A 14,056-nucleotide genomic window follows, 5' to 3' on the forward strand; every position below is an offset into this window, starting at 1 on the left:
GGCGTGCCGGGCACCTTTTGTTTTAGTAGTTCAGTAGCGTTAATTCGTCCAGGCTTGCAGCTTCAAACAACGTCTGGCCCATCCAGTGCACGCGAATATCTCGCGAGGTTACGCGGCCGATCGCTTCCGCTGTAAACCTTCCGCCACGCTCCACGAAGTTGGCCAACGGAAGATGGGCTTTGGGTCGCGCGCTCACCAGAACACGCGAGGGTCCTTCGCCCAACAGCGCCTCGCGAGCCGTTGCTCCCTCGCTCTCACTCAGCTCGGCGTGGAATCCGTAGCCGTACCCAGCGCATCCGCACAGCAACGCCGCCCACACGCCGCCCTCGCCAACGGATTGCGTTGCTGTCAGAAAGTTCTTCTCTGCAAGCCGCTGCAATGTGGATAGCAGCGCGTCCTGAGCGTCTTCTGCAGCGATCCGCAACGGCTGCAGCAGCACGATCACATCGTCGATGTGCTGAAATCCCGCGGGCAGGCTCTCGAGCGCAGCATTCGGTCTGTTCTCACACCGACTCGCCACTTCGCGCAGCTGCCGCACCAAATCACCGTCGACAGCCACAACTATGCTCCGGTAGACCCGAAGCCGCCTTGTCCACGCGGCGTCTCCGCAAGCATGTCCGTCTCTTCAAAGCTCGCCTGGATGCGTTCCACCACGCGCAGCTGCGCAATTCTGTGCCCGGGCGCAATCATCTGCTCCTCCGGCGACAGGTTCGTGATGATGACCTTCAGCTCGCCGCGATAGCCCGGATCGATCACGCCGGCAAGCGTCGTGACACCGCGCAGCGCCAACCCGGAGCGGTCTTCCACCAGCGCGCCGTGTGACGATGGCAGCTCCAGCGCGAGTCCGGTGCGCACGGCAACCGTGCTGCCTGGCTCGCCGATCGGGGCTAGCGTGGCGGCCTCTGCCGCGAATAAATCTGCGGCCAGATCCCCGTAGGGTCCGGTGTGCGCATATCGAGGCAGTTGCGCTGCCGGCAGCAGACGCTGCACAAGAATCCTGGGCGATGCCTTCGAATCGTTCATCCCTGCCAGTCTCTCATCTACGAGATTCGCTTTCGCGGCTCAGTCGAGCGGAAGAGGTACACGGCAAGCACCGTAATCAGTGGCTCCAGCGGATGCCGGAAGCGCGCCTGCACCGTGACGAAGTAGTACGGCAGCGGAAGCAACACAAACATCCATCCCATCAGCGCCGCGCCGGGCACGCGCCGCCGCAGTGCGAGCGCCAGACCCATCAATCCCGCCAGGCTCAGGAAGCTGTAGTTCACGCGCCGCCCGATCTCCTGCATCATTTTGTTCTCGGGCGGGTGCGGAATGTTCGACCAGAAGAAGATGAAACGGTCGTCAGCATACTTCCAGAACTGCTTCGGATTTTCACGGATGAGCTCTACGGCCTGCTGCTTTCGCATCGCCGAGTAGCGCAGTTCGCCCATCTGCACGTACTGCCTGAACTTCGGCGCGCCCGGCCACATCGGCAGCGTCGGTCCCCACGGGAACCCGTCGTGCGAGGGAAGCACGGATTCATACAGCTCCGCGCCGAAGTTCGAGCGTGTCGCAACGAACCTGCCGAAGACTCGCTCATTGCGGATCCACCACGGGCTCATCACCGCAGCGAACACGATGCCCGCGAGCACCGGCCCAGCGATGACCTGCCGGATATGCAGAGACTTCAACTTCGGCCAGATGATCCACAGTCCGGCAGCAGGCAATCCGATTAGGATCGACGCGTTCGAGAGCGCCACCAGCGCCCACAGCGCACCGAACGCAGCCCACCTGCCGAGCTGCCCCGCGCCATCGCGCTCCGCGTCTTCGCTGGTCAGGCCAGTTCCGCGCAGCCGCAGCGCGAGCACGATCGTCCAGGCAAAAATCCCTGTCGAGAGCGACGTCTCCCAAAACCAGTGCACGGCATACTGCAGTGCCGCTGGGTACACTGCCCACAACCACCCTGCCCACAGCGCAACCGGAGCCGCCTTCGTCGACGCTCTGCGCGCGATTCCATACGCATCGAAGCACCGCGCCGCAATCTCATACACCGCGGGAGCGATCAGCGCTGAGAACACGCTGTCAACGGTCAGAACGAAGAATGCCGCCGCATTCGTGTACACGCCGAACAGCTTGAACGCGAGCGCCAGCAGCAGCGGATAGATGGGCGGCAGCCACGCCGTCGGCCCACTGACGCCGTTGAACGGATTCGCGTAACCATGCCCTTCGACCAGCGATTTCGCGATGCGTCCGGCCTCGAATCCAAAGTCGAAGTGGTCGTTGATGAGGCGGACGCGATAGGTATGCCCGATCGCGATGCACGCGACGCGCAGCGCAAATGCTAACCAGAAAAGGCTGCGAGGCGCACGAAACAAGCTTGGTTTAGTGGACGTTGTCGACACGAGAAAGGATCAGAACGCTTTCTCAGTCTATCCTTGCGACCCGCTGCGCCTCAGGCGGCGGCCGGCTGGCCGCGCAGCCGCGCCACGACTCTGCGCGCACCGCGGAGAAGGAATCGCATCAGGATGATGGCCGCCAGGAGTGCCGCCACGACAATCGCTGCGCCGGCGTACGGATGCACGGTTGCGATCCACGTGATTCCTCCCGCGGCAACATCTTCTGACGCGCTCAGCACGGCGTTTGAAAGCGGCTCGGGCGTCGCCGAGACCGCTACCCGCGCCGAAGTCTTCGCCGTGTGAGCCACACCCGCAATCGCCGCCGCAGCCACGGTTACCAGAGCGTGCTCCGCCGGCGACAGTTGATTTGCCGCCTGGTAGGCAAGAATCGCCGCCGCCGGCACGCGAATGAAGGTGTGAACAGCGTTCCAGACCAGGTCGAAATAGGGAATCTTGTCGGCGACCGCCTCGATCGCGCTGAGGCCGATCGCGAGCGCAATCACCCAGGTGTGATCCAGCATCGACAGACCTGCGGGCAGTTGCAGCGCGTGGAAGCGAGCCAGCAGGCCGAGAACCGCGATCGTTACGTACAGGTTCAACCCAGCCGCGAAGCTGACAGCCACAAGCAACGCGGTAAGTCTGCCCGGATCGAACATCGCGTTCTCCCGCGTGAGGATTGTAGCTGCACGATCGGGTCTTCTGCCGTACTGCTGGTGTTATTCCGCAGGTCGCGGCCGCTCCGCTAACCTCGAAACACGCTCCGTTTCTCCTCTCGCTGACCGTCCGCGGCTCAACGGGTTTGTTCCTTTCGCGCTTCAGCAGCTCCGGCGTCTTCCGGAGCAGGGTCCGTTTGCCGCTGGTCCGTTTCACCCTCGCACTCGCTTTCTTCACGGGCTCTCCGTTGTTCGCTCAGAGTCCCATCGATGGCGCATTGCGTGGACGCATCCTCACGCCACCCGGGACACCCGACGTAGCCGTCAGCATGCTGATCCAGCGCGACGACAGCTCGTGGCGGCAGAGGATCTCTTCCGCGCGCGACGGTTCCTTCACTTTCCTGGACCTGCCGCCCGGCGACTACACACTCGCTGCGGGTCAGTGCGCTGCGCAGCCCGTCTCCATCTCGCCCGGCGCGATCACGGAAGCGACCATCGACCTCGCCTCGTGCGCTCCTCCGCAACCGCAAGTCCCACCAACTGCCGCGCTCCTCACATTGGACGCGCTCGAGCTCTCCGAACTTGATTCCGCCGCGCATGACGCGACTCTCGCCGGCGCCCCGGCAGACGAGACCACTGGCGACGAACCCGCCACGCCCGCAGCCGCGCGTGAGACAGCGGAGCTCGGTTCCGCCGGCCCAAGCGTCAGCGGCCTGTCGCCGACTGCAAATTCCACGCTGCTCGACGGCCTCTCCACCATGCAGAACTTCCGCTCCGGTCCGCGTGGCTCAGCCGCCGGAGGCCCCCGCACCTCGGCCACCTTCAACGAGTCCGCCACACGTTCGTTCCAGCTCCAGCCGCACTCCTTTTCCGCGCAGTATGGCGGCGCCGGCGGCGTCATCGCCGTCACGTCGCGCGGTCAGGCCGAGCGTTTCCACGGCACGGCATTCGCTCTCACGCGCCAGAGCGTCTTCGCCGCAACCAATCCCTTCTCGATCGTCACGCACTATAACGACGGCGCGGTCACATCGGAGCTGCTCAAACCCGCAGACAGCCTCGCGCAGTTTGGCGCGGCCGTCGGACTTCCACTCTCTCGCGTTCCTTCGCCATGGTTGCGTCACGCCTCGCTGTACACCTCGCTGGAGATCCAACTTCGCTCCGGCCAAATCGTCTCTACTCCCGCGACGGCAAACTTCTATGCGCTCACGCCGGAACAGCTCGCGCTTCTCGCGAACCGCGGCGTCTCTCCCGCTGCTGCGAACACCGCGCTCAATTTCCTCGATAGCCTCAGCGGCGCGCAGCAGCGCAACGCCAGCCGCTTCCTGAGCTTCGCGCGCCTCGACATTGTGCTCACGCCGAGGCAGCAGCTCACGTTCGGCTACATCGGCAACCGCTTCGACTCGCCGACCGGCTCCGGCACCGGCGCCTCCGAAGGTGTGGTTCCGCGCGGCCGCGCCAGCCTCGCCACCAGCACGCTGCACGTCGATGCCGTTACGAGCCGCTGGCTCTATCGCGTGTCGCCGCTCTCGACGAACGAACTCCGCGGCCAGTTCGCGCGCGACCTCGAATATGAAACCCCGCACGCGCCGCTCCCGCAGGAGCCCGCCATCAGCGCCGGCGGTTTCGCTCCGCAGGTTTCCATCGCGCCCAACGGATTCAGCTACGGTACGCCATCCAGCGTCGGCCGCACCGCGTATCCAGACGAACGCCGCCTGCAACTCGCCGACACGTTCTCACTTGCTCACGGCCGCCACCTGCTTGTCGCTGGCGCCGACTGGAGCCGCATCACCGACATCATCGCCGGATCGACGAATGCCGCCGGCACCTTCCTCTACGACAGCGGTACCACCAACGGCCGCGATGGCGGCCTCGCCGACTGGATCACCGACTACACCTTCAACGTCCACGCGTATCCCAACGGCGCCTGCCCGAGCATCACCGCCGCAGTCCACTACTTCTGCTTCCGCAGCTTCACGCAGAACTTCAGCGCCGCATCCTCGCAATTCGTTACGCACGAATTTGCCCTCTTCGGCGAAGACGCTCTTCGTCTCCCGCACTCACTTTCCCTCACCGTCGGCGCGCGCTACGACTACACTCTCCTTCCTCCACCGCAAAATCCAAACCCCCAACTGGACCAGATCATAAGCACCTTTGGCTCGGCCATCGGCGGTGCCACTTCTGTCATTCCCGAAGACCGCAACAACCTCGGTCCGAGATTTTCGCTCGCCTGGGCACCACGGCGCGGCCGCATCCTCGTCGCACGTCTTGGCTACGGCGTGTTCTACGGCCGCATCGCCGGAGCCACCGTCAACGCCGCACTCACCGATACCGCACTCACCAACACGACCCGCCGCATCCGCATCACGCCGTCCACCATCACCGAATGCCCGCAAGTTGCCAACCAGGGCTTCGGCTATCCCTGCGCCTACACCGCGGAGCCTCCGTCTGCCGTTGCGCAGACGACCTCCGCGCTCATCTTCTCCAACCGCTTCCGTCTCCCGGCCGTGCAGCGCGCGACGCTCTCGCTTGAACACGGCACCCGCCACATCCAATTCCGCGCCGGTTACGCCATGGCCATTGCCACGCAGCTTCCGCAGACCATCGACCTCAACATCACGCCCTCGCCAACAATCAAGCAGTTCATTCTCCAGGGAGGCGATACCTACCCCGGCCTCTTCTCCGGCCAGACCTTCACCGTTCCGCTTTACACCACTCGGCGCACAACCGCCTTCGGTCCCGTCACCGCACTTGTCTCCAACGCGAACGCCACCTATCACTCCTTCAACGCCGAAGGCCGCCTGCACCTGCGCTCTGCACAATTCCGCGGCAGCTACACCTTCGCCCGCGCCATCGACTACGGCCCTCAGCTCTCCGCAACGCCCCGCGAAAACGGCCAGTTCGACCCCTTCACCGATGCCTACGATAAAGGCCTCTCCAGCCTCGACATCCGCCATCGCTTTGCCGGCGATCTTCTCCTCCGCTCTTCGCTGCACCACGGACCGGAGTCCTTCCGCCGCACGCTTTCCGGCTGGCAGCTCGCGACCATTGCTGCCGTCGGCAGCGGCGCTCCGTACAGCTATGGCATCTTCGGCGGCACGGCGCTCTCCGGTGGCCGCGACTCCATCAACGGCTCCGGCGGAGCCACGTATCTCCCCACCCTCGGCCGCAACACTCTGCGCCTGCCCATGCGCAGTCACCTCGATCTCCGCGCCGGCCGCGGGTTCACGTTCCACGAGCACATCCGGCTCAACGCCTTTGCCCAAGCGTTCAACCTCCTGAACACCCAAAGCCTCTCGCGCGTCGAAACCCGTGCCTTTCTCGTCGGCACGCCTGCAACCACCGGCGCCCCCACGCCGCTGATCTTTCAGAACGCCCCAACCGTCGCGGCCGAGGGCATCACGACTCCGCCATTCGGCAGTCCAACCTCTTCAACCGCTGGAGTTAGCCGCGAGCGCCAGCTCGAAATAGGACTACGACTTGAGTTCTAACCTCATTACGCGACGAACCGGCATCTTTCCGCATCCAACCCGTAGTATTCGTACGTTTCGGGAGTCTAAAGGGCTATGAGCCTGCTTGCCGCAGTGCAGAATCACGGGTATGCGGCGACGGCGCTCATTCTGCTGCTGTCGTCATGCGGCCTTCCGCTGCCCCTTTCCATCGTGCTCCTCACCGCCGGAGCCGCCGCCAGCGCCGGTTCGCTGAACCTCGGTCTGGTCATCCTGTGCGCCGCCTCCGCCGCGCTCCTCGGCGACACCATCATGTATTTCGGCGGCCGATTTACAGGTTGGTGGCTCCTCGCCGGCCTCTGCCGTGTCAGCCTCAATCCGGAGACCTGCATCTTCGGCTCCGCGCGCTCGTTTTATCGCCGCGGGCCGCGCACCCTGCTGTTCGCCAAGTTTGTCCCGGGTCTCGGCACGGTTGCCGCTCCGCTGGCCGGCAGCCTCAACATGCGCCTCACCCGCTTCCTCAAGCTCGACGCCTGTGGCGTGCTCTTCTACACCACCGCATGGAGCACCGTCGGCTTCCTCTGCGCGCCATTTCTCCGCGACATCGTCCGCTGGGTTGTTCGGGTCGGGCATCTCACCGCAGCCACTCTCAGCGGCGTGGTCGTGCTGTATATCCTCTGGCTGCTCGGCAGCTCTTTGCGCGACAACCGCTTCAGCAACATCGAGCGCGTCGCCGCCGACCAGCTCTACGACCGCCTGAAAGCGGCGACGCACGATAAGCTCCTCGTGATTGCCGATGTTCGTTCGCACGGCTATTACGATCCCTCCGCGCAACGCATCAAGAACTCCATCCGCGTCGAGCCCAACCGCCTCCGCGAAGAGCTCGAGGCCCTGCGCGAGTTCATGGCGCCGGAGTGCGAGATCTATCTCTACTGCTCCTGCGCCCGCGACGCCACCAGCGTTCGCGTCGCGCGCGAGCTCGAAAAAGAGAACTGCTCCACCAAAGTGATCGCCGGCGGACTGAAGGCATGGATCAAAGCTGGTGGTCCGCTGGAACCAGTACCGCCCACCGACGTCGAGCATCTACCGAAATTCAACTAAGTCTCGGCCCACGCTCGATGCTAGGCTCACGCCTCATGCCCGCAGGACCCTCATGCTCCACTGAAATCCCACATGAGCGAAAGCGCTTCGTTAAGGGCGCGGCTTCAGCGCACATGAAGCGGGTGCAGCAGCCCACATGAACCGAGTGCGTTTAGTGAAGGGGCACGGCTTCAGCCGTGCCATAGTCAGCACCCAGCAAGAGGGCTTTAGCCCCTGAGGGAACGCCAGGGAATGCAATACATTGACGTCAATGCAATTCGTCACGATACCGATTTCGCCATCGCGCGTATTCCTGCCAGCAGCTTCGCATAGGGCAATCCATCCGCATACGTCTTCAGCATCAACTGCTGCAGCAGCCTCTTGCGCACCACGCGAAACCCCCGCCCCGGCTCCCGATAAAAGCTCTTCGCCGCATCGCTTGAGAACGCCAGCATCGCCTGCAGCTCCTTCAGCCGCTCTGCATACTCCGCGCTCAGTGAAGCACCGTCTGCATCTTCACACTTCATCACAGCGGCTGCCGCTGCCTGCCCGCTCACAATCGCCGAATGAATCCCCTCGCCGGTCAACGGGTCCACCAATCCCGCCGCATCTCCTGCCAGCAACACCCGCCCGCGCGGCACATACGTGTGTCCGCCCAGCCCCAGATGCTGCCCCGACACATGTGCCTGCACCTCGCTCAGTTCCACGCCGAGCTTCTGCCGTGTATAGTTCTCCAGCAATCCCCGCGTCACATTCTCATAGTTCATTGCATCGGCATTTTCAGCTCGATCCTTGGGCACAAACCCGCCGACACCCACATTGATGTGATCGCCTTTCGGAAACAGCCAACCATAGCCGCCCGCAATCGGAGCAAAATCAAACACGAGGTCATGCGGTGCATCTCCGGCGGGCAACTCGCGCGGCAGCACCTCAAAAGGCACCGTCGCCTCCATCGCAAATCCTCGCGCGTACCAGGCAGGTTCGTTCGGCAACTCCGTAGTCCTGCTCTCAATCCAGGCCCCATTGCGCAACTCATAGCCCAACTCATCCCGCTGCGCATCCAGCCCCGCCGCCAGCCTCCGCATCTGCCCGTTCGATCCATCCGCACCAATCAGCACCGGAGCGCGCAGTGTCGCTGTGGTTCCGTCGCCCGTCGCAACTTCAATCTCAACCCGCTCCCGCGATTCGCGCACCGCAACAATCGCATCGATCTTTCTCATCTCGGCGCCGGCAGCCAGCGTCTGCTGCAGGCAGAACGCGTCAAACTTCTCGCGCACCGCCATCGCGCAGATCGCGTTGCGCGTGCGCAGCCGCACCTCGCAGCTCTTGTCCGCAACACGAACGCCCTCATGAAACTGCGGCCCTGCCTCCTGCAGCACCACCTCGCGGCACACCCGCTCCACCACTGGATCTACGGAATACCGCAGCGCCCGCAGCGTCTTCCGCGTCAGCCCGCACGCGCACGCCTTGTGCCTCGGAAACGTCCGGCGGTCGAGCATCAGCACACGCTTGCCCGCGCGCGCCAGGTCATATGCCGCGGCACATCCAGCCGGCCCCGCACCGGCAATCAAAACGTCATAGTCGAAGGACATCACAGGAATTTTACGTGGAACAGAGCCCGGCGATTCGTCTGTTACGCAACGGACGGCTCACCATCCCAGCTTTGCGGCGGCTGCGGTTCGTCTGAGGCGATCGTTCTCCGCGAACCCCTTTTGAAGCTCCTGCCGAGCCTCGGGCGTGTCCTCGAAGACACCGCACCACGGCGTGATGAAGTGAAAACGGTCTTCGGCCTCTTCGGCGATCATGATGTATCGCTTGCCCGGTTGAAAGTGTTCTCCCGCTTCGGAAGGTTCGTTCTCGTCGTAAACCTTCGGCTCGGCTTTGACGATGGCTCCATCCGGCCAGATTGCCTTGCCTTTCAAGGTCGAGCGGATCTGCACGGTCGCGGTCTCGTGCTCATCGGTCCGGTCGCCTGCGGGGTAAACGTAAACGTCTTTCTTCGTTCCTCTCGAAAGCACATCCACAACCGCGACCTTGTCGGCATCGCGGCCGACGGCATACAGCGGAACATCGCACGCTTTAACCGAGGCCGGCTTTTCAGGAGTTTTCACTCCGCCCTCGGTCCACGGATAGAAATGCCACTCTCGCGCGATTGGCAGAACATCGGGCAGATTAACGCAGGGATGCACAAGACGCGTCAGGCACGAGAGGTTGTACGCCGTTAGTTCACGAAGCGTAGAAGGAGCAAGATATGGCGTAAACGTCACCTCAGCTAACACGCATCCCTCGCACGCTCCCGGCCGACCGGCCTTGTAGTCGGGATGGCGCGCCAGTTGCTCTTCGTCTCCCATCACCGGCCTTGGTCCGTTCTCCTGGTCCAGGTTGGATCCCAGAGAATCATTTGCCCGGGCGACTAGGAACATCACATAGCCCGGATCATCTTCCCCCTTACGCGGGGCGACATCGACAACCAGTTCAATGCTGTTTCGCCAGATAGCTCCGTCCTGCACAAGAAACGAGACCACCATCGCATCGTATGGGCGGGCAAGCCGCTCATACCCGCGTTCCGCCGAAATGGGCAGTCTCTTCATCCACCGCAAACCATCGTTCTCCAGCGTGATCCTGTACGCGCACTCCATCGCGGTACACGTGCCGTCGTAATGTCCCCACGCACCCCAGCGCCGCATCAGCACCTGTGCGTCCGCCCACTTGCTCCGGTGCAGCCGGATCGACTGAAAATCCGCAAGCAATCGCTCCGAGCGATGCCGAAACACATACTCCTGTGCCCGTATCAACCCGAACGCGAGCACAACCAATACGGCAACCGAAGCCAGCGAGATCCACAAAATCCGCAACACAATCCGGCCCGCACGGCGCATGCGGAACGTTATACACGCTGAACGACAGCCTCAGAAGCATTCGCGACCAATCCCATCGCCTCGGCCAGCAGCGCATAGCTCCGCTTCCTTGCCTCATGCGAGTGCGTAATCGTGTTCACGATCAGCTCCCCGATCTCCAACTCCCGCGCAATGCCTGTGAGCTCCTCCGCCACGCGCTCCGGTGTCCCGACCACATATCTTGGAAACTCCGATTCCGGCTGATCCAGCGACCCAATGCTGAACGACAGCAGCGGATTCGGCACCGCCGGTCCAGCCTCGAGCTCCCGCAGCGCATCTTCCGGTGCCGCCACCGGCCTGCGGTCATCCTGCCTGATTCGTCGCTGCAGCAGCCGCACCGACGCATGCAAATGCTCTGCCTCTTCCTGCGTGGGGGCGCAAATCGCCCCAATCGCAATCGTCGCCTCGGGCTCGCTCCGGTCTGGCCCAGGCACAAAGTTCCGCTGGTAATAGTCGATCGCCTGCCGCGTTCCCTGCGCCGAAAAGAAGTGTGCAAACGCATACGGCAGACCCTCCTGCGCCGCCGCCACCGCCGACCACATGCTCGACCCCAGCAGCCACACGTCCGGCGCTCCCTCGCTCGCCGGAGCCACCCGCAGCCGCGCAAACGCGTGCCCTGCCGGAAACCGCTCCGGATGCAGAAACGCCCGCAGCTCCGCCAGCTGTTGCGGAAAGTCATCCACCATCGGCCCCTGCCGCGTCCGTCGCAGCGCATGCATCTCCAACTGACCGCCACCCGGCGCCCGCCCGATCCCCAGATCGATCCTGCCCGGAAACATCGCCTCCAGCGTGCGAAACACCTCCGCCACCTTATACGGCGAATAGTGCGGCAGCATCACGCCGCCCGACCCCACACGGATCCTCTCCGTCGCCCCCGCCGCGCGCGCCACCAGGATCTCCGGCGCCGTACACGCCAGCAGATCCATCGCATGGTGTTCCGAGTACCACAGCCGCGTGTATCCCAGCGCATCCACATGCCGCGCCAAATCCAGCGAATTCTCCAGCGCCTGCCCCGGCGTCGCTCCCGCCGGCACCGGCGACTGGTCCAGCACCGACAGCCGTATCCCTGCGCTCATGCCGATTGGATGTCGCCACCCCACCCCACGCTCCACGCCCGGACCCCACATCCGATATCCTCGCCTCAGTGACTTCTGCACCCTCCCCGGCCCCGCTGCTCGCCGCGCGCGATCTCCGCATCGCCTTCTCCGGCCGCGAAGCCGTCCACGGCATCTCCTTCGACATCGCGCCAGGCGAAACCCTCGGCCTCGTCGGCGAATCCGGCTCCGGCAAATCCGCGACCTCGCTCGCGCTGCTTCGCCTCCTCCCGCCCACCGCCACCATCACCGGCAACCTCCAACTCACCGCAGCAGACAACAACCCAGAAGACCTCCTCACCCTCAGCGAAGGTCACATGCGCGCACACCGCGGCCGCTCCATCGCGATGATCTTTCAGGAGCCCATGACCGCGCTTAATCCGGTCATGCGCGTCGGCCGCCAGATCGCCGAAGCCGTCCTCGCGCACCACCCACGCATCCCTCGCGCCGAACTCAACCAACGCGTCCTCGCCGCGCTCCACGAGGTCGCGCTCCCCGACCCAGAGCGCCGCCTCCGCGACTACCCGCATCAGTTCTCCGGCGGCCAGCGCCAGCGCATCATGATCGCCATGGCGCTCATCAATCGCCCGCGCCTCCTCATCGCCGACGAGCCCACCACCGCACTCGACGTCACCGTGCAGGCGCAGATCATCGCACTCCTCAAGCGCCTCCGCGCCGAGCACGGCCTCTCCATGCTCTTCATCTCGCACGACCTCGCCGTCGTCGGCCAGATCGCCGACCGCATCCTCGTCATGCGCCACGGCCGCATCGTCGAGCACGGTCCCACCCAACAGGTCCTCACCGCACCCCAGCACGACTACACACGCCAGCTCCTCGCCTCCGTCCCCTCCATGCGCACACCACGAGACGAGCCTTTAGCTACACTCTCAAGAGCCTGACAAGCCGCCCTTCTTAACTCCTCACCCCTAACCCCTAACTCCTTATGCGCGCTCTCGTCGTCTCCGACATCCACGGCAACCTCCAGGCTCTCCAGGCCGTGCTCGCCGCGGCCGGTTCATTCGACGAGCTCTGGAATCTCGGCGACACCGTTGGCTACGGCGCCAATCCCAACGAGGTCATCGACACCATCCGCCCGCTCGCGCGCATCAACGTGCGCGGCAATCACGATCGCGTCTGCTGCGGCCTCACCAGCTCGCAAGGCTTCAACCCCATCGCCGCCGAAGCCGCCGCCTGGACCCACCGTAATCTCACGCCCGCAAATCTCGCGTGGCTGCGCGCCATGCCGCAGGGCCCCGTCCTCGCCTCGGAGCGCGCGCTCTGCGCCCACGGATCTCCGCTCAACGAAGACCACTACATCATCTCCATGCGCGACGCCTGGTCGCCTCTGCAGCGAATGTCTACCGAGATCACCTTCTTCGGCCACACCCACGTGCAGGGAGCCTTCTCGCAACACGCTCCCGAGTGGCAGGAGATTCGCCCCATCTACAACACGCAGAGCGAACCGGAGCAGTTCTCGATCGACGTTCCCGTGGGCTCACGTCACCTCATCAACCCAGGCTCCGTCGGCCAGCCTCGCGACGCCGACTGGCGCGCCGGCTTCGCCATCTACGACACCGCCGCCGATCGCGTCACCTTCTTCCGCATCCCCTACGACGTCGCCGGCGCGCAACAAGCCATCCGCAACGCGCACCTGCCGGAACGCCTCGCCTCCCGTCTCAGGGCGGGCAGGTAGTGAATAGTGAGTAGCGAATAAAAGAAGCACTACATCGCCGCTGTTGCTTTTGCCGTTGCCTTTCTTTCTGTCATCCCCGAAGGGGATCTGCTGTTGCCGTTGCCTTTGCTGTTGCCTTAACTCGCAACTCGAAACTCGCATCTCGAAACTGATCGCAAACGCGCTTTTGTTTTATTCACTATTCACTATTCACTATTCACCCCCTTGGAACCCCACCCGGCCGTACCTTTCCCTCATGCGCCCCCTTCGCTATTCCATCAACGTCACCCTGGACGGCTGCTGCGATCATCGTGCAGCGTCCCCGGACGAAGACTTATTTCGCAACGCGATCGCGAACATCGAGCAGGCCGATGCTCTCCTCTTTGGCCGGGTAACCTACAAAATGATGGAGACAGCTTGGCGGCCGCCGGCGGAGACCGGAGTGAAGCCTGACTGGCTGAAACTCGCGCTCGGCCTCGACTTCGCCCGGACAATCCACGCGAAAAAGAAATACGTTGTCTCGAGCACCCTGGACCGCGTCGATTGGAACGCGGAGTTCCTGCGCGGCAATCTGGAGCAGGCCGTTCAGCAGCTCAAGCAGCAGCCGGGCAAGACGATCTTCACAGGAGGCGTCAAACTCCCGTTTGCGTTGGCGGAGCTCGGGCTGATCGATGAGTACGAGTTCGTGGTGCACCCCAGGGTAGTGGGCCACGGACCAACGTTGTTCGCGGGCCTGTCGAAGCCTCTCGACCTGACGCTCGTCAGCCGGCTGGAGTTCGGCTCGGGAGCAGTGGCGATGCGCTATGTGCCGAGAGAAGTGAATAATGAATAGCGAATAA

At 63.7% G+C, this 14,056-nt stretch carries 12 protein-coding genes; 5 read left to right on the forward strand and 7 right to left on the reverse strand.

Going from position 1 to position 14,056, the window contains the following annotated elements:
* Positions 1 to 22 precede the first annotated feature (22 nt).
* The 4 genes from VGU25_15215 to VGU25_15230 form a co-directional block, all read right to left on the reverse strand.
* Positions 23 to 559, reverse strand: a complete 537-nt coding sequence (locus tag VGU25_15215; protein ID HEV2578553.1) for a hypothetical protein — start codon at positions 557 to 559, stop codon at positions 23 to 25.
* Between the two features lie 2 nt (positions 560 to 561).
* Positions 562 to 1,023 (reverse strand): dUTP diphosphatase, encoded by a 462-nt coding sequence (gene dut / locus VGU25_15220; protein ID HEV2578554.1) that lies wholly within the window; start codon positions 1,021 to 1,023, stop codon positions 562 to 564.
* Between the two features lie 17 nt (positions 1,024 to 1,040).
* Positions 1,041 to 2,354, reverse strand: coding sequence for a hypothetical protein (locus VGU25_15225; protein ID HEV2578555.1), 1,314 nt, complete (start codon positions 2,352 to 2,354; stop codon positions 1,041 to 1,043).
* A gap of 77 nt (positions 2,355 to 2,431) precedes the next feature.
* A complete protein-coding gene (locus tag VGU25_15230; GenBank protein HEV2578556.1) occupies positions 2,432 to 3,031 on the reverse strand; it encodes a DUF4126 domain-containing protein in 600 nt (199 codons plus the stop codon).
* A 194-nt stretch (positions 3,032 to 3,225) separates the two neighbouring features.
* On the opposite strand from VGU25_15230, the gene VGU25_15235 reads away from it, so the two are divergent.
* Positions 3,226 to 6,516 carry a TonB-dependent receptor gene (locus tag VGU25_15235; GenBank protein ID HEV2578557.1) on the forward strand — a complete coding sequence of 1,097 codons (3,291 nt, stop codon included), beginning with the start codon at positions 3,226 to 3,228 and terminating at the stop codon, positions 6,514 to 6,516.
* Between the two features lie 75 nt (positions 6,517 to 6,591).
* The gene (locus VGU25_15240) at positions 6,592 to 7,575 is read left to right on the forward strand and encodes a VTT domain-containing protein (GenBank protein HEV2578558.1); all 984 of its coding nucleotides are present in this window, start codon (positions 6,592 to 6,594) and stop codon (positions 7,573 to 7,575) included.
* A gap of 260 nt (positions 7,576 to 7,835) precedes the next feature.
* Here VGU25_15240 and VGU25_15245 read toward each other — a convergent pair whose 3' ends face one another.
* From VGU25_15245 to VGU25_15255, 3 genes are read right to left on the reverse strand one after another with little or no spacing between them, the layout of a single operon-like run.
* A complete protein-coding gene (locus VGU25_15245; protein ID HEV2578559.1) occupies positions 7,836 to 9,146 on the reverse strand; it encodes an FAD-dependent oxidoreductase in 1,311 nt (436 codons plus the stop codon).
* 57 nt (positions 9,147 to 9,203) lie between these two features.
* Positions 9,204 to 10,433, reverse strand: coding sequence for a hypothetical protein (locus VGU25_15250; GenBank protein ID HEV2578560.1), 1,230 nt, complete (start codon positions 10,431 to 10,433; stop codon positions 9,204 to 9,206).
* Positions 10,434 to 10,441: 8 nt separating this feature from the next.
* Positions 10,442 to 11,527, reverse strand: a complete 1,086-nt coding sequence (locus VGU25_15255; GenBank protein HEV2578561.1) for an LLM class flavin-dependent oxidoreductase — start codon at positions 11,525 to 11,527, stop codon at positions 10,442 to 10,444.
* A 68-nt stretch (positions 11,528 to 11,595) separates the two neighbouring features.
* Between VGU25_15255 and VGU25_15260 the strand changes: the two genes are divergently transcribed.
* The 3 genes from VGU25_15260 (at position 11,596) to VGU25_15270 (ending at position 14,049) form a co-directional block, all read left to right on the forward strand.
* On the forward strand, positions 11,596 to 12,444 hold the full coding sequence (locus VGU25_15260) for an ABC transporter ATP-binding protein (protein ID HEV2578562.1): 849 nt from the start codon (positions 11,596 to 11,598) through the stop codon (positions 12,442 to 12,444).
* Positions 12,445 to 12,488: 44 nt separating this feature from the next.
* The gene (locus VGU25_15265) at positions 12,489 to 13,238 is read left to right on the forward strand and encodes a metallophosphoesterase family protein (GenBank protein ID HEV2578563.1); all 750 of its coding nucleotides are present in this window, start codon (positions 12,489 to 12,491) and stop codon (positions 13,236 to 13,238) included.
* Between the two features lie 235 nt (positions 13,239 to 13,473).
* Positions 13,474 to 14,049: a dihydrofolate reductase family protein gene (locus VGU25_15270; protein ID HEV2578564.1), complete on the forward strand. Its 576-nt coding sequence runs from the start codon at positions 13,474 to 13,476 to the stop codon at positions 14,047 to 14,049.
* The last annotated feature ends 7 nt before the right edge of the window (positions 14,050 to 14,056 follow it).

It is taken from the genome of Acidobacteriaceae bacterium (assembly GCA_035944135.1).
GTDB lineage: Bacteria > Acidobacteriota > Terriglobia > Terriglobales > Acidobacteriaceae > Granulicella.